Source organism: Streptomyces sp. NPDC020489, from assembly GCF_044386545.1.
In the GTDB taxonomy this organism is placed as follows: domain Bacteria; phylum Actinomycetota; class Actinomycetes; order Streptomycetales; family Streptomycetaceae; genus Streptomyces.
The window spans coordinates 184,843-206,817 of sequence record NZ_JBIRUZ010000006.1; the positions used below are offsets into that span (position 1 = coordinate 184,843).

The window sequence follows — 21,975 nt, forward strand, 5'->3', positions numbered from 1 at the left end:
CGTCAGGTGCCGGCTACGGGGAGGGGATGTCAGCTGGCGGGCACGCCGAGGGCGGGGAGGACCACGGCGTCGATGTACGAAAGGAGGAAGGCCTGCGTCGGCGGCAGCTCGTCGATCATCGTGCGGGCGGCGAACCCGCCGAGCATCATGTGGAGCATGAAGTCGATCGCCGGATTGTCGGCCCGCACCTCGCCCCGGTCGATCGCCCGCTGCACCACCCGGCGGAACTCCGCCACCTCGGGTTCGATGAGGTGGGCGCGGAAGGCCGCCAGCAGATCGGGGTTGCCGTGGACCGCCATGGCCAGGCCCCGCATCAGCGCGGAGTTCTGTTCCAGGTCGCAGTCGTCCGACTTCGTGGTGAGGGCGTGGAGGTCGCCCCGGAGCGAGCCGGTGTCGATCTCCTGGAGCGCCATGCCGCCGGGCTTGCTGTGCCGTACGGCCTTGGCGACCAGCTCGGCCTTGCCGCCCCACTGACGGTAGAGGGTGGCCTTGCTGGACCGGGTCCGGGCGGCGACGGCGTCCATGGTGAGGGCGTCGTAGCCGACTTCGCGGAGCAGTTCGAGCACGGCGTCGTACAGCTCGGCCTCGCGCTCCGGGGTGATCCGACTGCGACGCGTGGTCGCGACCTCGGTCATGAGTCCCGCCTCCCAGTCCGAACGACACGGTTTCGTACAGGACGAATGTAGCGCATCCACGTTCGAAACGAAACCGTTTCGTACGTGTCCTGGCTCACGCCGCAGGCGCCCCCTAGGACCGTCCGGCGATTTTTCATAAGTTGCTCCGGTCCATCCCCCGGAAAAGCATGGGGAGGTGAGCTATCTGCGCCTGCCGCACCTGAGCGGTGACCTGCTGTGTTTCGTGGCCGAGGACGACCTGTGGCTGGCCCCCCTGGACGGGACGTCCCGCGCCTGGCGGCTGACCGCCGACCGCACCAAGGTCGGCCACCCCCGCTTCTCCCCCGACGGCCGCCACCTCGCGTACACGAGCTGGCGCAGCCTGGTGCCGGAGATCCATCTGATCGACGTGGCGGGCGGCCCGGGCAGACGGCTCACCTACTGGGGCTCGGCGGACACCCAGGTCTGCGGCTGGACACCCCCCGACGGGGACCAGGGCGCCCAGATCCTCGCGGTCGCCTCCCACGGCGAGCCCTTCTCGTACTTCACCTGGGCCTACAAGGTCCCCACCGACGGCCACCCCGGCCGCAAGCTCCCCTGGGGCCCGGTCTCCGACCTCCAGGTAGCCGACCTCGACGGCGAGCGCCGCACCCTGCTCCTGACCGGCACCCCGCCGCACGAACCGGCCGCCTGGAAGCGCTACCGGGGCGGCGCCACCGGCCGCCTCTGGCTGCACGGACACCGCCTGCTGGAGGACCTCGAGGGTCACCTCCACTCCCCCATGTTCGTCGGCGGCCGGATCGCGTTCCTCTCCGACCACGAGGGCGTCGGCAACCTCTACTCCTGCGCCCACGACGGCTCCGACCTGCGCCGCCACACCGACCACGACGCCTTCTACGCCCGGCACGCGGCGAGTGACGGCACCCGGGTGGTGTACCAGTGCGCGGGCGACCTGTGGATCGTCGACGACCTCGCGAGCGAGCCGCGCCGGCTCGACGTACGGCTGGACGGACCGCGCACCGGCCGCCGCGCCTACCAGGTGCCGGCCGCCCACCACGTGGACAGCGCCTCCGTGGACGAGACGGGCCGCGCGAGCGCCGTGGTCGTGCGCGGCAGCCTGTACTGGCTGACCCACCGCGACGGCCCCGCCCGCACGATCACCGACACCCCCGGCGTACGGGTCCGGCTCCCGGAGATGCTCGGCCCGGTCGGCCAGGTCGCGTACGTGACCGACGCGGAGGGCGAGGACGCGGTCGAGATCGCGTACCTCCCGCGCGCGACCGGCGACCGCGCGCCCCGCCGCCTGGCCTCCGGCGCCCTGGGCCGGGTCCTGGAGCTGGCGGCCGACCCCCGGGGCGAACGCCTCGCCCTCGCCTCCCACGACGGCCGCCTCCTCCTCATCGACGCCACCGAGGACTCCACCGGCGAGGTCACCGAGCTGATCCGCTCGGTCAACGGCCCGGTCCGCGACCTGGCCTTCTCCCCCGACGGCTGCTGGCTGACGTGGTCGCACCCGGGCATCGGCCGCTCGCTGCGCCAGATCAAGATGGCCCGGATCAAGGACCGGCTGATCGTCGACGTGACGAACGGCCGCTTCGAGGACGAGAACCCGGTCTTCACCCGGGACGGCCGCTATCTGGCCTTCCTCTCCTGGCGGGGCTTCGACCCGGTCTACGACGTCCACACCGGCGACCTGTCCTTCCCGCTGGGCTGCCGCCCGTACCTGGTCCCGCTCTCGTCCGCGACCCCCTCCCCCTTCGCGCTGAACCCCGAGGGCCGCCCGGCCGCGGGCGGCCTGGACCCGGAGGACGAGCCGGGCGACGGCAGCGCGGTCACCGTGGAGGTCGAGGGCCTGGAGAGCCGCGTGACCCCCTTCCCGGTCGCCGCCTCCAAGTACTCGGCGCTGCACCCGGTGGCGGGCGGCGGACTGGTCTGGCTGCGCTGGCCGATCTCGGGGGCGCTGGGCGAGACCTTCGCCAACCCGGACGACACCAGCGGCCGTCCGACCCTGGAGCACTTCCACATCACCAAGGCGAAGAAGTCCGAACTGATCGAGCACCTCGACTGGTTCGCGGTGAGCGGCGACGGCTCCCGCCTGGTCGTCTTCGACGAGGGCGACCTGCGCGCGGTGCCCGCCACCGAGACCGGCGACAGCGACTCGACCGTCTGGATCGACGCCCGCCGCATCCTGCACGAGGTGGACCCGGGCGCCGAGTGGCGCCAGTCCTACGAGGAGGCGGGCCGGATCATCCGCGCGTACTTCTGGGAGCCGGGGATGTGCGGCATCGACTGGGACGGCGTGCTGGCGCAGTACCGCCCGCTGGTCGAACGGGTCGCCACCCCGGACGAGTTCGCGGACCTCCTGCGCGAGGTCCTCGGCGAACTGGGCACCTCGCACGCCTACGTCACCCCGGCCCGCCGCAACGAGGGCCCGCCCCACTACCAGCGACTGCAGGGCCTGCTGGGCGCCAACTTCGTCCGCAGGGACGCCGGGTGGACGGTCCGCCGGATCCTGCCCGGCGACTCCTCCGACTCCAAGGCGCGCTCCCCGCTGGCCGGCACCGGCATCCGCGAGGGCGCGGTCCTGACCCATGTGGACGGCCGCCCCGTGGACCCGGTGACCGGCCCCTACCCCCTCCTGGCGGGCGCGGGCGGTACGACGGTGGAGCTGACGTTCACCCCGGCGGAGAGCGAGGGCCGCGCGCGGCGGGTGGCGGTGGTCCCGCTCACCGACGAACGCCCGCTGCGCTACCAGGACTGGGTGGCAAAACGCCGCCAGGTGGTGCGGGAGTTGAGCGGCGGCCGCTGCGGCTACCTGCACATCCCCGACATGGGCGGCTCCGGCTGGGCCCAGTTCAACCGGGACCTGCGCCTGGAGGTCTCCCGCCCCGCCCTCATCGTCGACGTACGCGGCAACGCGGGCGGCCACATCAGCGAACTGGTCGTGGAGAAACTGACCCGCACCATCCTCGGCTGGGACCTCACGCGGAACGCCCAGCCGGTGTCGTACGCCTCCAACGCCCCCCGGGGGCCGGTGGTCGCCCTCGCCGACGAGGCCACCGCGTCCGACGGCGACATGATCACGGCCGCCTTCAAACTCCTCGGGCTCGGCCCCGTCGTCGGCCAGCGCACCTGGGGCGGGGTCGTCGGCATGACCGGCCGCCACACCCTCGGCGACGGCACCGTGATCACGGTCCCGATGAACGCGGCCTGGTTCGACACCTACGGCTGGTCCGTCGAGAACCGCGGCGTCACCCCGGACCTGGAGGTGCTGCGCACCCCCCTGGACTGGGCGGAGGGCAGACACGTCCAGCTCGACGACGCCGTACGACTGGCGGTCGAGCTGCTGCGGAAGACCCCGCCGGCGACACCCCCGGACTACGCGAACGTGCCGGACCGTTCCCGCCCGAAACTGCCGCCCAGGTCGACGTCTTAGGGGGCGCGTCGGGAGGTCCCGGGGGGTGGGGACCGCCGGGCCCTGCGGCCGGGCACGCGGACGTGGGGTGCCCCGACACACAGGGCACCCCACGTTCACGGCTGAAGCGAGCCGCAGCTACATGTCGTAGTCCTGCTCCAGCCGCTCCTGCTCCTCGCGCTGGAGTCGCTCCGACTCCTCGTCACGCCGCTGGCCGCGCTCGCGACCCGGCTCGCGACCCGGCTCGCGGCCCTGCTCCCGGCCCTGCTCCCGGCCCTGCTGGGCCTTCTGCTTGGCCTGCTCCTGCCACTGCTCCGACTTGTCCTGGAACTGGTCCTTCATACCCATGTGGGTTCACTCCCGAATCGGGTGAGGGGATGAGCCCCGTACCGGGGCCTCGACCAGATTCACACGACCGGTCACCGTGCGCATGTCGATCAACTACGGTGCGTAGCCGTGGTCAGCCGCGCCGCGCGGCACGCGCCTCCTCGTCCGCCGCCCCGCCCGCGCCGACGAGCCCCGAACGGACCCCCGCCAGCCGGTCCCCGAACCGCCGCATCTCCCGCTGCCCGACCGTCCCGATGATCCCCGGCAGATACCCGCGCACGCCCTGCATGCCGCGCAACCACCCCTGGCCGTACACATGGACGGCCCGCCGCTCGATGCCCGCCACGATCCGGTCCACCGCCGGTCCGAGCGGATAGGTCTTGTTGGCCGGCCACGGCAACCGCTGCCGCAACTCCCGCATGACGTCGTCCTGGTCGGCCCCGCGGACCATGTCCGTGTCGGTCCAGGACAGATAGCCGACCCCGACCCGTACGCCCTGGTGCGCCACCTCGGCCCGCAGGCTGTGCGCGAAGGCCTCCACACCGGACTTGGACGCGCAGTACGCGGTCATCATCGGCGCCGGGGTGATCGCCGCCAGCGAGGCGATCTGCAGCAGATACCCCCGGCTCTCCATCAGCACCGGCAGGAAGGCCCGCGCGGTCACCGCCGAGCCGATCAGGTTGACCTCGATCACCCGCCGCCACGCCTCCGGATCGGAGCCGACGAACGGACCGCCGCTGGCCACACCGGCGTTGGCCACCACGATGTCGACCTTCCCGAACCGCTCCTTCACCTCCCGCGCCACCTGGGCCATCGCCTCATGGTCGGTGACGTCGGCGTACCAGTGGTCGCTGTCGGTGTGCAGCCGCTCGGCGACCTGCTTGAGCGCGTCCGGCTCCAGCCCGACCAGCGCCACCCGCGCCCCGCGCGCGGACAGCTTGCGCGCGAGCAACTCGCCGACACCGCGCGCCGCCCCGGTGACGACCGCGACCTGCCCTTCGAGACTGACCCTGCTCATGCGCCCTCCTTGATCGTTGCGTACGTCACCACGAGCTCCCGGATCCTGCCGGTGATCAGCTCCGGTGCCTCCACCGGCGTCATGTGCCCGAGCCCGGGCAGTTCGGTGAGCCCGACGCAGTGCGGCAGCGCCGCCACCAGCGACCGCGCGTGCACGGCCGGCGTCATCCGGTCGGCGCTGCCGACCACGACCGCCGTCGGGACGTGCACCGACCGCACCGCGTGGTCGAGATCGAGCAGGTCGAGGACCTGGGACCAGGCGTGGCGCACCTGGCGGGGACAGGAGTGCACGATCCGCGCGCAGGCCTCCACCATGTGCGGGGCCGAACCCGGCCCCATCGTCGCGTACTTGAGGATCCGGCGGGCGAGCGGCGTGACCGGCCCGAGCGGGGCCCGGGAGCCGAGGACGTGCTTGGTCAGCCAGGTCCGCAGCCGTCCCGCCCGCAGGGGGACGACCGTCGACTCGGCGACCAGCCGCGAGGCACCGGTGCTGCACAGCAGGACGGCGGCCGCGTGCTCCCGGAACACCGCGCGGTCGGCCGTCGCCAGCACCGTCATCCCGCCCATGGAGTGCCCGGCGAGCACGGCCTTCTCCCCCGGCGCGAGCGTCGCCCTCAGCACGGCCTCCAGGTCGTCGGCGAGGGCGTCGGTGCTGCACACCGGGCTCGCCGGGCTGCGTCCGTGGCCGCGCTGGTCGTAGGCGATGACCCGGTGGTCGACGGCGAGGTCTCGTATCTGCGCCGCCCAGAAGGCGGTCGAGCAGGTCCAGCCGTGCACGAGGACCACGGGCGGCGCGTCCTGCGCCCCGTGGACCTCCACGTGCAGGCGCGCGCCGTCGGCGGAGACCGCGGTCAGCTCACGCGTGGGAGTGGGTGGGGCGTACGGCCCGGAGGCCACGTGCATGAGCCGGCTCACGCGTTCACCTTCTTCTCGTCCGTGTCGTCCTTCAGGTCCTTCAGGTCCTTCTCGGGCCCGTTCCCGGCGGTCCTGGCGCGGATCACCTGGTACTCGGTGAGGTCCACGCGCCGGGTCGCGCGCCGGAACTCGGTCGTGGTCCCGGGCCAGATGGTGGTGTTGCGGCCGTTCTCGTCGAGGTACCAGCTGGTGCAGCCGCCGGTGTTCCACACCGTGCGCCGCATGCGCTCCTGCACCCGCCGGTTCCAGGCGGCCACGGCGCCCGGCCGGGCGTCCAGGGCCGCCCGGCCGCCCAGCACGTCGAGCTGCCGTACGAAGTCGGCCAGGTAGTTCAGCTGGGACTCGATCATCAGGATCATGGAGGAGTTCCCGAGCCCGGTGTTGGGCCCGATGATCGTCATCCAGTTCGGGAAGCCCGCGGCGGAGGCCCCGCGCAGCGCCTCCATCCCGCCCTTCCACGCCTCGGCGAGGGTCCTGCCCTCGGCGCCCACGACCCGGTCCGCGATCGGCATGTCCGTGACGTGGAAACCGGTGCCGAAGATGATCGCGTCGACCTCGGTCTCGGTGCCGTCGGCGGCGACGAGGGTGGAGCCGCGGACCTCGCTGAGCCCGCTCGCCACGAGGTCGACGTTGGGCTGGGCGAGCGCGGGGTAGTAGGTGCTGCTCAGCAGGATCCGCTTGCAGCCGATGCGGTAGTCGGGGGTCAACTTGGCCCGCAGCGCGGGGTCCTTGATGGCCCGTGCCATGTTGGCCTTGGCCAGCTTCTCGACCAGTCCGAGCTCGTTGGGGCGCTTGGTGAAGGCCTGGACCTGCAACTCCCGGATGCCCCACAGCAGTCCGCGCCTCGCCTGGGTGGTGAAGGGCAGCGCCCGGTGCAGGGCCCGCTCGGCGCCGCCGATGGCCCGGTCGACGCGGGGCATGACCCAGGGCGGGGTGCGCTGGAAGAGGGTGAGCCGCTCGGTGAGGGGCTGGATGGCGGGCACGATCTGGATCGCGGAGGCGCCGGTGCCGACCATGGCGACCCGCTTGCCGCGCAGGTCGTAGTCGTGGTCCCAGCGGGCGGAGTGGAAGACCTTGCCGGGGAAGGAGTCGAGGCCGGGGATGTCGGGGACCTTCGGGTCGGAGAGCGGCCCGGTGGCGGAGACGACGAGGTCGGCGGAGAGCCTGCCGCTGCTGGTCTCGATGTCCCAGCACAGCCTCTCGGCGTTCCAGGTCATCATCTTCACCTCGGAGTCGAGGCGGAGGTGCGGGCGCAGCCCGAAGACGTCGGTGACGTGCTCCAGATAGGCGCGGATGTGCTGCTGCCCGGAGAAGGTGCGCGGCCAGTCGGGGTTGGGCGCGAAGGAGAAGGAGTACAGGTGGGAGGGCACGTCACAGGCGCACCCGGGGTAGCTGTTGTCCCGCCAGGTGCCGCCGACGCTGTCGGCCCGCTCCAGGACGACGAAGTCGGTGACGCCTTCGCGCCGCAGCCGTACGGCGGCCCCGAGCCCGCCGAACCCGGACCCGATCACCGCCACCCGCACATGCTCGTGCTCGGTCATCCCGAAGCCTCCACGCATCACTCATCGGACTCTGCCAGTGAACACTGGCGCAATGGGAGCGTAGGACAGCGGCGTACCGATGGGTAGGGGGCGGGGAAGGAAAGTTACCGGCGGTACAACATAGGCTGCGGGCGTGACGCACAAGCGCGAGTACCGCATGGAGGAGTTGGCCCGCCTGGCCGGCATCACACCGCGCACCCTGCGCTTCTACCGCGAACGCAAGCTGATCCCGCCGCCCCGCCGCGAGGGCCGCATCGCCTGGTACGACGACCACCACCTGGCCCGCCTGCGCACCATCGCGGCACTCCTGGAACGCGGCCACACCCTGACCGGCATCGCGGAACTCGCCGAGGCGCTGGACCACGGCCGCGACGTGGCCGACCTCCTGGGCGTCGCCCCGCCCACCGAGGAGGAGCCGGTCCACCTCACCCCCGAGGAACTCGCCGCCCGCTTCGAGGGCCAGGTCACCGCGGAGAACCTCGCCGCCGCCCTGGACCTCGGCTACCTCGGCACCGACGGCGGCGAGATCGTCCACATCAGCCGCCGCCTCCTCGACGTGTCCTCCGCCCTGGTCGCCGAGGGCATCCCCCTCGCCGAGGTCCTCGCCGCCGGCCGACGCGTCCGCGAACACGTCGACGCCCTGGCGGAGATGTTCGCCGACCTGGTCCTCCGGCACGCCACGGAGTCCGACATCCCCCGCTTGCGCCCCCTCGCACGCAGCGTGGTGGAGGCGGAACTCTCCCTGGCCCTGGACCGGCGACTGCGGAAGCCGGACTAGAGCGGCGGGTCCGGAAGGGGACCTAGAGGTCGTAGACGACGGTCACGGGCGCGTGGTCCGACCAGCGCTCGGCGTGGGTGGCGGCCCGCTCCACGAAGCCCTTGACCGCCTTGGCGGCGAGACCCGGGGTGGAGAGCTGGTAGTCGATGCGCCATCCCGAGTCGTTGTCGAAGGCCCGCCCCCGGTACGACCACCAGGTGTACGGTCCCTCGACCTCCGGGTGGAGGGTGCGCACCACGTCGACGTAGCCGCCGTCGGACAGGGTCAGGACGCGTGTCAGCCACTCCCGCTCCTCGGGCAGGAAGCCGGAGCTCTTCTGGTTGGCGCGCCAGTTCTTCAGGTCGGCGGGCTGGTGGGCGATGTTCCAGTCGCCGCAGACGACGACCTCGCGGCCGTCGGCGGCGGAGCGTTCGCGCAGGTCCTTGAGGTAGGCGAGGAACTCGTCCATGAAGCGGACCTTCTCGTCCTGCCGCTCGGTGCCGACCTCGCCGGAGGGGAGGTAGAGGGAGGCGACCGTCACACCCGGCAGGTCGGCCTCGACGTAGCGCCCGCTGGTGTCGAACTCCGAGGAGCCGAAGCCGACCTGGACGCGGTCGGGCTCCCGGCGCGTGTACAGGGAGACACCGGACCGACCCTTGGCGGCGGCGGGGGCGTGCACCACGTGCCAGCCCTCGGGGGTGCGGACCTCCTCGGGCAGCTGCTGCGGCTCGGCGCGCACCTCCTGGAGGCACAGCACGTCGGCGGAGGTCCCCGCGAGCCATTCCACGAAACCCTTCTTCGCGGCGGCGCGGAGCCCGTTCACATTCACAGAGGTCACAGTGAGCACCCCGGAACGATACCGGCACACTGGACGGGATCCCGTCTCTGGAATGCATTCACATACGGTAGGAAGCATGAATATCCGTCGCGTCTCCTTCGACCACCCCGACGCCGTCAAGCTCAACGACCAGGTCCAGGCCGAGTACGGCGTCCGCTACGGCGACGGCGGCGACGCCACCCCCATGGACCCGGCGGACTTCGACCCCCCGAACGGGGTCTACCTGATCGCCTACGACGAGCTGGGCGTCCCCGTCGCCACGGGCGGCTGGCGGGTCCAGGACGCCAACGGGGAGGGCAACCGCGACGGCGACGCCGAGCTCAAGCGCATGTACGTCATAGAGCAGGCGCGCGGCCAGGGCCTCGCCCGGCGCATCCTGGCCGCGCTGGAGGAGGACGCCCGTGCCGCGGGCCGGGTGCGCATGGTCCTGGAGACCGGCGACAAGCAGCCGGAGGCCATCGCGCTGTACGTGTCCAGCGGCTACGAGCCGTGCGAGAAGTTCGGCTACTACCGGCACCACGAGGCGAGCCGGTGCTTCGCGAAGGCCCTCTGAGAAGACCCGCGGGGTCAGCTTCTGAGGTACGCGAGCACCGCCAGCACCCGCCGGTGGGTGTCGTCCGCCGGCGGCAGGTCCAGCTTGGTGAGGATCGAGCCGATGTGCTTGCCGACGGCGGCGTCCGAGACCACCAGCGCCTTGGCTATCGCGCCGTTCGACCTGCCCTCGGCCATCAGCGCCAGCACCTCCCGCTCGCGCGGGCTGAGCCGGGCGAGCGGATCCCGGCGCCGGCGCAGCAGTTGCCGTACGACCTCGGGGTCGACGACCGTGCCCCCGGCGGCCACCTCCCGCAGCGCGGCCACGAACTCCTCGACCTGGCCCACCCGGTCCTTGAGCAGATAGCCGACGCCGGTGCCGTCGCCGGAGTCGAGGAGTTCGGCGGCGTACGCGCGTTGCACGTACTGGCTGAGCACCAGCACCGGCAGTCCGGGCCGGTCCTCGCGCAGTTTCACGGCCGCGTGCAGCCCCTCGTCCTGGAAGCCGGGCGGCATCCGGACGTCGGTCACGACCACGTCGGGCGCGTGCTCGGTGGCGGCCGCGAGGAGCGCGTCCGCGTCGCCGACGGCCGCGACGACCTCGTACCCGAACCGTGTGAGCAGTGCGACGAGTCCGTCGCGCAGCAGCACGCTGTCCTCGGCGAGGACTACGCGCGGGACTCGGTCGGCCGGCACGGGATCTCCACTCGCAGCAGGGTCGGTCCACCCGGCGGGCTGGACAGGGAGAGTCTGCCATCGAGCACTGACACCCGGTCGGCGAGACCGGTGAGACCGGTGCCGTTCCCGGTGACGGCCCCGCCGCGGCCGTCGTCGCGGATGTCGAGGGTCAACCGTCCGCCGGTGTGGCCTCCGCTGATGGTCACCCGGCTCGCCCCGCTGTGTCTGGCCACGTTGGCGAGGGCCTCGCAGACCACGAAGTACCCGGCGCTCTCGACGGGTTGGGGCAGCCGGTCCGGGAGGTCCAGTTCGAGGTCGACCGGGACCGGGCTGCGGTCGGCCGCGTCCGCCACGGCGGCTTCCAGGCCGTAGTCGGCGAGCACCTTGGGGTGGATGCCGTGGATGAGTTCCCGCAGTGCGGTGAGGGCTTGTCCGGCCTCCCCGTGGGCCTTGGCGAGTTGGTCGGCGAGCGGGCCGGGCGGCGCGTCCAGACGGGCCAGTCCGAGGGTCATGGTGAGGGCGACGAGGCGCTGTTGGGCGCCGTCGTGCAGGTCGCGCTCGATGCGGCGCCGTTCCGCCTCGAAGGCGTCGACCAACCGCGCGCGTGAGCGGACGAGTTCGGTGACGCGTTCGCTGTCCCGGGAGGAGCGCAGCAGCACTCTCGCGACCTCTCCGCGCGCCCCGGCGCTCACACCGAGGACGTACGCCCCCACGAGCAGCAAGGCCGCCCCCGCCGCCGCGACCCCGAGGACCACCGGCCAGGTGTCGACCGTCCACAGCTTGACCACCTTCGCCTCGCCGTCGACGGCCACCAGCAGCGGCGTCGCCAGCAGGAACAGCGGCACCCCGGCGGCGAGGGCGACGACGAGCGCGTCCAGCGGCCACAGCACCAGCGCGAGCAGTACGGCGTACGCCAGTTCCCGCCAGGTCGCGCCCTCCTTGAGCCGCACCGTGAGCCAGGTGGTGAGCCCCGGCGCGTCCGGCACCCGGTGCCCCGTCCCCGGCACCGGCCCCACCCCCGCGAGCCGGAGCCGCCGGCGCTCGACGGCGGCCACCGGGATCCCCGCGAGCGCGGTGAGCACCAGCAGCGGCAGCCCGACGAGCACGACGGCCGTGGCACCGCCCACGGCGACCCCCGCGACGATCCCCACCAGGACGACCGCCCCGAACAGCGCCCCGCTCGCCAGGAAGGCGACCGACCGCCACGGCCATGCCGATCCCAGGTATCCGCGCCTGCTCAGCGCCTGCCACACCGTCATGGGGATCACGGTAGGAGGCGGGCGGGGGCCGGGGGAATCGGTCCAGGCGGAGATCCGGGGGTATGCCTGGCCCTACCCCGGGTCTCGGTCCTGCCGCACTGCCCCGGAGGGCGGCGGCGGGGTTTCGTGGAGCCCTCTTCACCGTTCCCCGCGGACGCCGCCTTCCGGGCCGCCTCCGCGAGGGACTCCTTCGGACGCGATGAGGGCAGATGACGATCCAACTGACGTCGGTCAGCAGGCGGTACGGCGACGGCGACAGCGGTGTGACCGCGCTCGACGACGTCTCGCTCGGCTTCGGGCAGGGCACCTTCACCGCCGTCATGGGCCCCTCCGGCTCGGGCAAGTCGACGCTGCTCCAGTGCGCGGCCGGCCTGGACCGGCCGACATCGGGCTCGGTACGGGTCGGCGGCACGGAACTGACCGGGCTGAGCGAACGGCGGCTGACCCTGCTGCGCCGCGAACGCATCGGCTTCGTCTTCCAGTCGTACAACCTGCTGCCCTCCCTGACCGCGGAGCAGAACGTCGTCCTGCCGCTGCGGCTGGCCGGCCGGCGCGTGTCGACGGCACGCGCGCGTGAGGCGCTCGACCGGGTCGGGCTCGGCGAACGGGCCCGGCACCGGCCCGCGCAGCTGTCCGGCGGCCAGCAGCAGCGCGTCGCCCTGGCCCGCGCGCTGATCACCCGCCCCGAGGTGCTCTTCGCCGACGAACCGACGGGCGCGCTGGACTCGCGCGCCGGGCGCGAGGTGCTGTCGCTGCTGCGTGCGCTGGTCGACACCGAGGACCGCACGATCGTCATGGTCACCCACGACCCGCTCGCCGCGTCGTACGCCGACCGCGTCGTCCTCCTGGTCGACGGGCGCGTGCACGGCGAGCTGACGGGGGCGTCGGCCGAGGAGATCGCGGGGCGCATGGCGTCGCTGGAGACGGGGGCGGCGGCGAGGGACACGACGGCCGGCGCCCGCGGGGCCGGCGGGTCGGAGGTCGTCCCGTGCTGACCCTCGCCGTGCTCACCCTGCGCTCCCGCTGGACCGCCTTCCTCGGCAGCTTCGTCGCGCTGTCCCTCGGGGTGTCCCTGATCGCCGTGATGGGCCTGGCCCTCGCCTCCTCCCTCGACGCCCCGCACCGCGCGCCGGAACGGTTCGCCGCGGCCCCGGTCGTGGTCAGGGGCCAGGACACCCTGCGGGTGCCGACCCCGGTCGGCGACCGCGTCCAGGAGCTGGCGCAGCCGCGCCCCGTCCCGGCGGACACGATCGCCGCGCTCCGCAAGCTCGGCAAGGTCACCGAGGACCGCACCTTCGCCGTGCGCGGCGACCTGGTGGGCCACCCGTGGTCGACCGCGGCCTTCGCGCCGTACGCACTCACCACGGGCCGCGCGCCCCGGACCGCGGACGAGGTCGTCGCCACGGGCGACCACACCCCGGTGGGCCGACGCCTGCACACGCCCCACGGGGTGGTGCGGGTCGTCGGCACGGTGGCCGCACGCGGCTTCGAACGAGCCCTCTTCTACACGGACGCACGAGCGGCCCAGCTGGCGCCGGTGAGCACACAACTGGTGGTGCAGGCGGACGCGGCGGCGGTACGGCGGGTGGTGGGGGGCGGGGGCGCCGGGGGCGGGTCGGCGGACGGAGGCACCGGGGGCGCCGAGGGCGCGTCGGCGGACGGGGACGCCGGGGGCACCGGGGGCGCCGGGGCCGAGCCGACGAGGGGCGACCTGCGGACCGGGGAGGCACGCGAGGGCTCGGGGGGTCGGGAGGCACGCGGTGACTCTGGAGCTGGGGCCGCGGGCGGTGGCGTTCAGGTGCTGACGGGGGCGGACCGGCGGCTCGCGGACGCCGATCCCGGGCGGGACGCGGAGGCGCTCACCACGCTGAACGCGCTGTTCGGCACGGCGGGCGGGGTGAGCGGGTTCGTGTCGGTGTTCGTCGTGGCGTCGACCTTCGCCTTCACGGTCGCCCAGCGCCGACGCGAGTTCGGCCTGCTGCGCACGGCGGGCGCGACGCCGGGCCAGATCCGCCGGACGGTCCTGGCGGAGGCGCTGCTCGTCGGCGCCCCGGCGTCCGCGGTGGGCTGCGCGCTGGGGGCGTACGCCTCCCCCTGGCTGGCCGAGCGGGTGGTGGCCGGCGGTCTTGCCCCGGCCTGGTTCCGGATCGGCGACCACGTGTGGCCGTACCACCTCGCCTTCTGGACCGGTCTGACGGTGGCCCTGTGCGGGGCGGCCGCCGCGTCCTGGCGGGCGGGCCGGACCGCGCCGACGCAGGCGCTGCGGGAGGCGGCGGTGGACGAACGGGCCCTGACGCGGGGCCGTCTGCTGTGCGGGGCGGCCCTGTTGATCACGGCCGTGGTCACCCTCGCGCTCACCCTCTCCACGGACCCGGGCGACCTGCTGCACCGCAAGACGTACGTCAGCCGCCCGATGCTGCTGATCACGGCGACCGCCCTGCTCGCCCCGGCCCTGGTCCGCCCGCTGCTCCGCCTGCTCGTGCCGCGCGGCACCCTGGTCCGCGCCAACGCGGGCGCCGCCGTCCGCCGTACGGCCGCCGTCGCGGCCCCCGTCCTGGTCCTGGTCGCCCTGACGGGCTCACTGCTCGGCGCCACGGCGACCCTGGACGAGGCAAGGGCGGCGGAAGCCCGCGCGCGGACAGTGTCCGACTTCGTGGTGACCTCGCCGACCGGTTTCTCCCCGGCCACTCTCCACCGCCTGCGCGCGATCCCGGGCACCGAGGTCTCGGCGTCCGCGTCGGGTGCGGTGTACGTCCTGGAGGACGGCGTCGCCCTCATCAAGTCCGAGGCGCGCGCGGCCGATCCGGGGGCGCTCGCGGCGACCGTACGCCTCCCCGTGACCGCCGGGCGCCTCACCGACCTCGACGACGACTCGATCGTCGTCAACGAGGAGTGGGCCCACCACGAGGTCGGCCGACGGGTCGGCGTCTGGCTCGGCGACGGCACCCGCAGGTCACTGCGGATCGCCGCGGTGATGCCGGTCGGCACGGGCGACAACGGGGTGTACGTCACTCCCGCCAACGCGCCTCGCGCCACCGTGGACCGGGTGGAGGTGAGGGCGTCCGCCACCGCGGGGGCGCGGCTGCGAGAGGCGGTGCGCTCCACGGACGCGACGGTCCGCACGCGCGAGGCGTGGCTGCGGGACGCCTATCCCACGGGCGGCTTCTCGGGCACCGACGAGAGGACCCGCCTGGGTGTTCTCCTGGTCCTGGGCATCGCCTTGCTGTACACGGCCATCTCCCTCGCCAACACCCTGCTCATGGCGACGGCCGACCGTGAGCGGGAGTTCGCGTCCCTGCGGCTCGCGGGGGCGACGACCGGCCAGGTGCTGCGCCTGGTCGCCGTGGAGGCGGCGGTGGTGGTGGCGGTCGGGGCGCTGCTCGGGCTGCTGGTGACGACACTCGACCTCGCCGGCATGTCGAGCGCCCTGCACCTCCAGTCGGCCCCCGCCGCGCTCCGCCTCCCCTGGCCCGAGCTCGCCACGGTCACCGGAACCTGCGCCGTCTTGGCGATCACCTCGGCAGTGCTCCCGGCGGCTCTCGCACTACGCCGCAACACCCCCGCCCGACCCTGACGAACAAGGCCCCGGAACGTGCAAGAGCCTCTGTCGGTTCTCACCGACAGAGGCTCTATGCTGCGTGGACCTGAGGGGATTTGAACCCCTGGCCCCCTCGATGCGAACGAGGTGCGCTACCGGACTGCGCCACAGGCCCTTGCAACGAGTGAAACCTTAGCACCCCGATCGGGGTGCTTGGAAATCCGTTCTCTGCCTGCCCGGCGGCCCAGCCACAGGTGGGACGGGTGGCCGCGACCGCCCGGGGCGCCGCTTCTACTCGTTGGCCGCGCGCGGCCGCTCGCCGTCCTCGTACTGGTCGAACAGCGGCGTACGCCCCCGTTCCCGCGCCCGTCGCGCGGACGCGGCCCGACGGGCGTCGCTGCGCCCGCCCTCCTCGGCCCGGTCCTCGTCGTCGACGTCGGCCGACGCCTCCGCCGCCCGGTGCCCGGCCGCATCGTCCCGTTCGGCGTGGGACTCGGTGGCGGCACCGTGCGCCTCCCGCTCCCCGGCGACCGAGCTGGACCGCGCGGAACTCCACGCGTCCGGCGCGCCCAGGTCCACGTCGGCCGTGGCGCGCGGGGCTACCGGCGCCGTCACATACGTCGGCAGCGGCACCGGCACCGGCTCCCAGCTGTCGCCGTGGCCCGGCCTGCGCTGCCGCTCGCGCTGCTGGTCGACCCACTCGGCGTGGTCGGTCTGCTCGACCAGGGCGCGCCGGTCGGCGGCGAGGGCCGAGAGCCCGGGGTCGAGTTGCGTCTCTGGTCCCTCGTCCGGGTCGTCCGCGTCAACGGTCTCGGCCGCCGGGCGCCGGCGCGGCTGGCGTGCCCGCTCCTTCAGCCGCTGGGCGGCCTCCTCGGCCCGCTGCCGGTCCATCTGGTAGGCGAACCGGCGGCGTTCCTGGGAACGCAGGTAGGCGATGTACGCGCTGAGCAGTATCGCGGGCACGCCGGGCGCCCACAGGAACGTGAGCCCCCCGACGGCGGCGACGATCGCGCCCAGGGTGAAGGCGAAGAAGAGCACCACTGTGGTGCGCCTCCGGCGTGCGAGCGCCTTCGTGCGCCGGGCGCGCGCCGCGGCGGCTTCCGCGGCGGGCGAGCGCCGGGCCGCGGGCACGTGCTTGCGCGTCGGCGCGGATCCGGATGCGGAGGCGGACGCGGGGGAGTGGGGGGCCGGGGCGTGCGCGGCCGGATCGGCCCCACGCTCGCGCGCCGGCGCGCGCATCGGTTCACGCGCCGCTTCCCGGCGCTCCGGTGCCCTCACTTCCGCGCGCGCCTGCGGGCGCGTCGGAGGCATGGCGAAGGCCCGGACGTCCACCGAGTCGGTGACGGCATCCGGGTCGACGGCGCTGGACTCCCCCTCCTCGGTGGAGCGCGCCCGCAGGTCCTTGGCGTACCGGCGCTCCATCCCCGCCCGTCCGGACAGCAACCGGATGGCGGTGCTGAAGCGTTCCGTCGGACGGGCCTCGTTCAGCTCGTCCTGCCTACGGAGCCACATCGGCACCAAGTAGGCGGCCCAGGCCCCGACAATGACTGCGTAGATGAGGCCGCTGCTGCTCACGCCTCACACGGTAGAGGGATTCGCGTGAGGCCATCCGCCAATTGGGCCGGTGTGTCGCACGATCTGGCTGATATTTCTAGCTTTTTTTGTGACCGATGCGATCAACAGGCCGCCTGGCCGCGAAATTAACGCCCTGAGACGGTCGCCGCACGATCATTCTCGAACATTTATTCAATTTCCCTGGCGCTTCCCACGCTATGCGGGGTTCCCCGGCGTGTTCTGCGGGTTCCGGGGGGTGTCGTGCGGCGCCTGCTGTGCGCGTGCCCGCTGCCAGCGCCCGAGCAGTCCCTCCGGCACCTCTTCCGCGGTGAGCGCGAAGACGAGGTGGTCGCGCCAGGCCCCGTCGATGTGGAGATAACGGGGCCGGATCCCCTCCTCACGGAATCCGAGTTTCTCCACGACCCGGCGGCTGGGACCGTTCTCCGGGCGAATGCAGACCTCGATGCGGTGCAGGCCGACGGTGCGGAAACAGTGGTCCACGACGAGCGCCACCGCTGTCGGCATCACCCCGCGGCCGGCCACCGACTCGTCCACCCAGTAGCCGACGTGCCCGGAACACATCGACCCCCAGGTGATCCCGGCCACCGTCAACTGCCCGACGAGACGCCCCTGGTACTCGATGACGAACGGCAGCATCCGGCCCGCGTTCGCCTCGGAGCGCAGATGCCGCACCATCTGCCGGTAGGTCGGCCGGTGCACGATCGGTCCGGTGGGCGTGGGCGGCGGGATGGTCGCCTCCCAGGGGCGCAGCCAGTCGCGGTTGCGCCGGTTGACGTCACGCCAGGCACGCTGGTCGCGCATCCTTATGGGCCGGAGGACGACATCGCCGTCCGCCAGCACCACGGGCCAGGACGGGCTGTTCAGCTCGCACCCCCACTGCCGGCCCCGGGTCTGGGGTGATCCCCGCCGCGGATCTGCTCGACGGCGTGGACCAACAGGGGCTCAAGGACCGCGAGTCCGTCCTTCACCCCACCGGTGGAACCCGGCAGATTGACGATCAGCGTCCCGCGCGCCACCCCCGCCAGCCCCCGGGAGAGCGCGGCGGTCGGCACCTTCTGCCGTCCGAACGCCCTGATCGCCTCGGCGATGCCCGGCACCTCGTAGTCGACCACCGCGCGGGTCGCCTCGGGGGTGCGGTCGGTGGGCGAGATACCGGTGCCGCCGGTGGTGACGACGGCGTCGAAACCGGCGTCGACGGCCGCGCGCAGGGCTGCCTCGACGGGCTCCCCGTCCGGCACGACCTGCGGCCCCTCGACCTCGAACCCGAAGTCCTTCAGGCCCGCGGCGATCAACGGACCGCCCTTGTCCTCGTAGACCCCGGCCGCCGCCCGGTTGGAGGCGGTGACCACCAGTGCGCGATACGTCATGCCCGGCTCCAGTCGCCCGACTTGCCGCCCGTCTTCTCCTCGACCCGTACGTCCGTGATGACCGCTCCCTTGTCGACCGCCTTGACCATGTCGATCACGGTGAGCGCGGCGACGGAGACCGCGGTGAGGGCCTCCATCTCGACGCCCGTGCGGTCCGTCGTCCGCACCGTGGCGAGGATCTCCACGGCGTCGTCCGCGACCGACAGATCCAGTGTCACACCTGACACCGACAACGGGTGGCACAGCGGGATCAGGTCCGGGGTGCGCTTGGCTCCCATGATGCCCGCGATGCGCGCGGTGGCGAGGGCGTCGCCCTTGGGGACGCCCTCGCCGCGCAGCAGCTCGATCACCCGGGGCGAGACGAGGACCCGGCCGCTGGCGCGGGCGGTGCGCGCGGTCACGTCCTTGTCGGATACGTCGACCATGCGGGCGGCGCCCGCCTCGTCGATGTGGGTCAGTCGGTCCTGCGTACTCATGCTGTGCGGCGCTCCCGGTCCCGGCCCTTCGCGGTACGGCGCGCGGGCCTGTTGTGCGCGACACGGTACCGCCAACCAGGAGCGCTCAGCCGAGCAGGACCACCTCGACCTCGGTGCCGGGTTCGACGGACTCGACGTCCTCGGGGACGACGATCAGCGCGTCCGCGTGCGCGAGGGCGGCGACCAGGTGCGACCCGGCGCCGCCGACCGGGGTCACCGCGCCGTCGGCGTAGCTGCCGCGCAGGAACTGCCTGCGCCCCTTCGGCGAGGTCAGCGCCTTGTGCGCGGTCAGCGTCGCGGTCACGCGCGGCCGGTGCACGTCCTCCAGGCCCATGAGGGCGCGGATCGCGGGCCGGACGAACAGCTCGAAGGAGACGTACGACGAGACGGGGTTGCCCGGCAGGGCGAGCAGCGGGGTGTGGTCGGGGCCGATGGAGCCGAAGCCCTGGGGCTTGCCGGGCTGCATGGCGAGCTTGCGGAAGTCGATGCCGCTGCCGGCCTCGTCCTCGTCGCCGACGTGCGACAGCGCCTCCTTGACGACGTCGTACGCCCCGACGCTCACTCCGCCCGTGGTGACCATGAGGTCGGCTCGGACGAGTTGGTCCTCGATGGTGTCGCGGAGGGTCTCGGCGTCGTCGGCGACGGCGCCGACACGGTAGGCGATGGCACCGGCGTCCCGGGCGGCCGCGGTGAGGGCGAAACTGTTGGAGTCGTAGATCTGGCCGTGGCCGAGCTGCTCGTCGGGCGGGACGAGTTCGCTGCCGGTGGACATGACGACCACGCGCGGGCGCGGGCGTACGCGTACCGTGCCGCGGCCGATGGCGGCGAGCAGCGCGATCTGCGGCGGGCCGAGGACGGTACCGGCCTCGAGGGCGCGGTCGCCGGCCTTCACGTCGCTGCCCTTCGCGCGTACGTGCGCGCGTGCCTCGGCGGGCCGGTACACGTGCACGTGCCCCTCGGCGCCCTCGGGAGCCAGGGCGCGGGCGCGCATGCCGGTCACGGGCCCCTCGCCGAGGCCGCCGTCGGTCCACTCGACGGGGACGACGGTCTCGGCGCCGGGTGGCAGCGGGGCGCCGGTCATGATGCGGGCGGCCTGGCCGGGGCCCACGTGGAGCAGGTCGGCCTGGCCCGCGGCGACGTCCCCGACGACCTCCAGGACGGCGGGGAACTCCTCGCTCGCGCCCGCGACATCCGCGACCCGCACCGCGTACCCGTCCATGGAGCTGTTGTCGAACGGCGGCAGCGAGACCGGCACCGTGACGTCCTCGACCAGGACGCAGCCCTGGGCGTCGAGGAGTTGCAGCTCGATGGGTTCCAGGGGGCGGACGGTCGCGAGGATGTCCTCCAGGTGTTCGTCCACCGACCAGAGGTGGTCCTGGCCGGTGGCGTGGGGCGCGGCGCTGCTCAACGTTGCTACATCTCCTCGGCTACGTAACGGCGAAGCCAGGTCCGGAAGTCCGGGCCCAGGTCCTCACGTTCGCACGCGAGTCTGACAATGGCACGCAGATAGTCGCCGCGGTCACCGGTGTCATAGCGGCGGCCCTTGAAGACGACGCCGTGCACCGGTCCGCCGACCTTCTCGTCCGCCGCGAGCTGCTGGAGGGCGTCGGTGAGCTGGATCTCGCCGCCGCGGCCGGGCTCGGTCGTGCGCAGTATGTCGAAGATGTGCGGGTCGAGGACGTAGCGGCCGATGACCGCGTAGTTCGACGGGGCGTCCGCGGCGTCCGGCTTCTCGACGAGGCCGGTCACCTTGACGACGTCGCCGTCCTCGGTGGTCTCCACGGCCGCACAGCCGTAGAGGTGGATCTGCTCGGGCGCGACCTCCATGAGCGCGATGACGCTGCCGCCGCGCTGCTCCTGGACCTCGACCATCCGCTTGAGCAGCGGGTCGCGCGGGTCGATCAGGTCGTCGCCGAGGAGGACGGCGAAGGGCTCGTGGCCCACGTGCGGCGCCGCGCACAGGACGGCGTGACCGAGGCCCTTGGGGTCGCCCTGGCGGACGTAGTGCATGGTGGCGAGGTCGCTGGACTCCTGCACCTTCGCGAGCCGGCCGGCGTCGCCCTTCTTCTGGAGCGCCGATTCCAGCTCGTAGTTGCGGTCGAAGTGGTCCTCAAGCGGCCGCTTGTTGCGGCCCGTGATCATGAGGACGTCGTCGAGACCCGCCGAGGCGGCCTCCTCGACCACGTACTGGATCGCCGGCTTGTCGACGACCGGCAGCATCTCCTTGGGAGTGGCCTTGGTGGCCGGCAGGAACCGGGTGCCAAGACCTGCTGCGGGAATGACAGCCTTGCTGATCCGAGGGTGTGACTGAGTCATGCCCGCAACCTTATCCGGTGCCTTTGCAGGGAATCTGAGGCTCCGATTAATTAGCTCTGATATGAGCGTATTGGAAGGGTACGGGAGCGACCTGTGAGCCACATCGGACGTCCGGCCGAGCCTGACAAGCGAACGTTGCGGCGGGAGTTCCTCGCGGTGAGGAACAGGTTGACGGCCGATGACGTGCGGGAATCCGCGACCGCGCTGGCCCGCAGGGCGCTGGAGCTGCCCGAACTGGCGCGGGCGCGCACGGTGGCGGCGTACGTCTCCGTGGGGAGCGAACCCGGCACGCTCGCGCTCCTGGACGCGCTGCGCGCGCGGGGCGTGCGGGTCCTGCTCCCGGCGCTCCTGCCCGACAACGACCTGGACTGGGGCGCGTACACCGGCGAGGACTCCCTGACGCGCGTCCGGCACGGCGGGAAGATGGCCCTTTTCGAGCCCGCCGGCCCCCGCCTGGGCCCGGACGCCGTGACCGCCGCCGACGTCGTCCTGCTGCCGGGCCTGGCGGTGGACGCGCGCGGTATGCGCCTGGGGCGCGGCGGCGGATCCTATGACCGGGTGCTGGCGCGCCTGGAGCGCGCGGGCGCGCATCCCGCGCTGGTGGTGCTGCTCTACGACGTCGAAATCGTCGGGTCCGTGCCGGAGGAGGCGCATGACCGACCGGTGCACGCGGTGGTGACGCCGTCAGGCGTGCGGCGCTTCCGCGCGGAGGACTGAGGCACGGCGAACCGTCGAGGGGCCCTCCACGCGCGCGTGGAGGGCCCCACGACGGGTCGCCCGCCCTGGGGCACCGCGTCAGCCCCCGGGTGTC

The 21,975-nt window shown here is 73.1% G+C and carries 20 protein-coding genes and 1 tRNA gene; 6 read left to right on the forward strand and 15 right to left on the reverse strand.

Annotated elements, in window-relative coordinates; genetic code table 11:
* Positions 1-29: 29 nt before the first annotated feature.
* Positions 30-635 (reverse strand): TetR/AcrR family transcriptional regulator C-terminal ligand-binding domain-containing protein, encoded by a 606-nt coding sequence (locus tag ACH41F_RS17950; RefSeq protein ID WP_391234399.1) that lies wholly within the window; start codon positions 633-635, stop codon positions 30-32.
* A 175-nt stretch (positions 636-810) separates the two neighbouring features.
* Between ACH41F_RS17950 and ACH41F_RS17955 the strand changes: the two genes are divergently transcribed.
* The gene (locus ACH41F_RS17955) at positions 811-4,050 is read left to right on the forward strand and encodes a S41 family peptidase (RefSeq protein WP_398836539.1); all 3,240 of its coding nucleotides are present in this window, start codon (positions 811-813) and stop codon (positions 4,048-4,050) included.
* 117 nt (positions 4,051-4,167) lie between these two features.
* On the opposite strand, the gene ACH41F_RS17960 is transcribed toward ACH41F_RS17955, so the two are convergent.
* The 4 genes from ACH41F_RS17960 to ACH41F_RS17975 form a co-directional block, all read right to left on the reverse strand.
* Entirely contained in the window at positions 4,168-4,377 is a 210-nt protein-coding gene (locus ACH41F_RS17960; RefSeq protein ID WP_391234396.1) for a hypothetical protein, read from the reverse strand.
* 112 nt (positions 4,378-4,489) lie between these two features.
* Positions 4,490-5,374, reverse strand: a complete 885-nt coding sequence (locus ACH41F_RS17965) for a short-chain dehydrogenase/reductase (RefSeq protein ID WP_391234393.1) — start codon at positions 5,372-5,374, stop codon at positions 4,490-4,492.
* On the reverse strand, positions 5,371-6,288 hold the full coding sequence (locus ACH41F_RS17970; protein WP_391234391.1) for an alpha/beta fold hydrolase: 918 nt from the start codon (positions 6,286-6,288) through the stop codon (positions 5,371-5,373). The genes ACH41F_RS17965 and ACH41F_RS17970 overlap by 4 nt, the downstream gene beginning before the upstream one ends.
* Positions 6,285-7,829 carry an NAD(P)-binding domain-containing protein gene (locus ACH41F_RS17975; RefSeq protein WP_391234390.1) on the reverse strand — a complete coding sequence of 515 codons (1,545 nt, stop codon included), beginning with the start codon at positions 7,827-7,829 and terminating at the stop codon, positions 6,285-6,287. Before ACH41F_RS17975 ends, ACH41F_RS17970 begins: the two co-directional genes overlap by 4 nt.
* A gap of 133 nt (positions 7,830-7,962) precedes the next feature.
* On the opposite strand from ACH41F_RS17975, the gene ACH41F_RS17980 reads away from it, so the two are divergent.
* Positions 7,963-8,607 (forward strand): MerR family transcriptional regulator, encoded by a 645-nt coding sequence (locus ACH41F_RS17980; RefSeq protein WP_391234388.1) that lies wholly within the window; start codon positions 7,963-7,965, stop codon positions 8,605-8,607.
* A 22-nt stretch (positions 8,608-8,629) separates the two neighbouring features.
* On the opposite strand, the gene ACH41F_RS17985 is transcribed toward ACH41F_RS17980, so the two are convergent.
* A complete protein-coding gene (locus ACH41F_RS17985) occupies positions 8,630-9,433 on the reverse strand; it encodes an exodeoxyribonuclease III (protein WP_391234386.1) in 804 nt (267 codons plus the stop codon).
* 67 nt (positions 9,434-9,500) lie between these two features.
* Here ACH41F_RS17985 and ACH41F_RS17990 point away from each other — a divergent pair, with 67 nt between their 5' ends.
* Positions 9,501-9,977: a GNAT family N-acetyltransferase gene (locus tag ACH41F_RS17990; RefSeq protein ID WP_391234384.1), complete on the forward strand. Its 477-nt coding sequence runs from the start codon at positions 9,501-9,503 to the stop codon at positions 9,975-9,977.
* Between the two features lie 14 nt (positions 9,978-9,991).
* Here the strand turns inward: ACH41F_RS17990 and ACH41F_RS17995 are convergent, their stop codons facing one another.
* Together ACH41F_RS17995 and ACH41F_RS18000 are read right to left on the reverse strand one after the other, a co-directional pair.
* Positions 9,992-10,651: a response regulator gene (locus ACH41F_RS17995; RefSeq protein ID WP_398836541.1), complete on the reverse strand. Its 660-nt coding sequence runs from the start codon at positions 10,649-10,651 to the stop codon at positions 9,992-9,994.
* Positions 10,624-11,892: a sensor histidine kinase gene (locus tag ACH41F_RS18000; protein WP_398836543.1), complete on the reverse strand. Its 1,269-nt coding sequence runs from the start codon at positions 11,890-11,892 to the stop codon at positions 10,624-10,626. Before ACH41F_RS18000 ends, ACH41F_RS17995 begins: the two co-directional genes overlap by 28 nt.
* 209 nt (positions 11,893-12,101) lie before the next feature.
* Between ACH41F_RS18000 and ACH41F_RS18005 the strand changes: the two genes are divergently transcribed.
* Complete coding sequence (locus ACH41F_RS18005; protein WP_391234378.1) at positions 12,102-12,887, forward strand: ATP-binding cassette domain-containing protein; 786 nt, start codon at positions 12,102-12,104, stop codon at positions 12,885-12,887.
* Positions 12,881-15,466, forward strand: coding sequence for an FtsX-like permease family protein (locus ACH41F_RS18010; RefSeq protein ID WP_391234377.1), 2,586 nt, complete (start codon positions 12,881-12,883; stop codon positions 15,464-15,466). Before ACH41F_RS18005 ends, ACH41F_RS18010 begins: the two co-directional genes overlap by 7 nt.
* A gap of 65 nt (positions 15,467-15,531) precedes the next feature.
* Here the strand turns inward: ACH41F_RS18010 and ACH41F_RS18015 are convergent.
* The 7 genes from ACH41F_RS18015 to galU form a co-directional block, all read right to left on the reverse strand.
* Positions 15,532-15,605: transfer RNA gene (locus ACH41F_RS18015), tRNA-Ala, on the reverse strand.
* Between the two features lie 116 nt (positions 15,606-15,721).
* Positions 15,722-17,005 (reverse strand): gephyrin-like molybdotransferase receptor GlpR, encoded by a 1,284-nt coding sequence (gene glpR / locus ACH41F_RS18020; protein ID WP_391234375.1) that lies wholly within the window; start codon positions 17,003-17,005, stop codon positions 15,722-15,724.
* Between the two features lie 195 nt (positions 17,006-17,200).
* The gene (locus ACH41F_RS18025) at positions 17,201-17,845 is read right to left on the reverse strand and encodes a GNAT family N-acetyltransferase (protein ID WP_391234431.1); all 645 of its coding nucleotides are present in this window, start codon (positions 17,843-17,845) and stop codon (positions 17,201-17,203) included.
* A 20-nt stretch (positions 17,846-17,865) separates the two neighbouring features.
* Complete coding sequence (locus ACH41F_RS18030) at positions 17,866-18,372, reverse strand: molybdenum cofactor synthesis domain-containing protein (protein ID WP_391234373.1); 507 nt, start codon at positions 18,370-18,372, stop codon at positions 17,866-17,868.
* Positions 18,369-18,848 (reverse strand): cyclic pyranopterin monophosphate synthase MoaC, encoded by a 480-nt coding sequence (moaC, locus tag ACH41F_RS18035; protein ID WP_391234371.1) that lies wholly within the window; start codon positions 18,846-18,848, stop codon positions 18,369-18,371. The genes ACH41F_RS18030 and moaC overlap by 4 nt, the downstream gene beginning before the upstream one ends.
* A gap of 85 nt (positions 18,849-18,933) precedes the next feature.
* Positions 18,934-20,256 carry a gephyrin-like molybdotransferase Glp gene (gene glp, locus ACH41F_RS18040; protein ID WP_391234369.1) on the reverse strand — a complete coding sequence of 441 codons (1,323 nt, stop codon included), beginning with the start codon at positions 20,254-20,256 and terminating at the stop codon, positions 18,934-18,936.
* Positions 20,257-20,261: 5 nt separating this feature from the next.
* A complete protein-coding gene (galU, locus tag ACH41F_RS18045) occupies positions 20,262-21,164 on the reverse strand; it encodes a UTP--glucose-1-phosphate uridylyltransferase GalU (protein ID WP_391234367.1) in 903 nt (300 codons plus the stop codon).
* Between the two features lie 93 nt (positions 21,165-21,257).
* On the opposite strand from galU, the gene ACH41F_RS18050 reads away from it, so the two are divergent.
* Entirely contained in the window at positions 21,258-21,881 is a 624-nt protein-coding gene (locus tag ACH41F_RS18050) for a 5-formyltetrahydrofolate cyclo-ligase (RefSeq protein WP_391234365.1), read from the forward strand.
* The last annotated feature ends 94 nt before the right edge of the window (positions 21,882-21,975 follow it).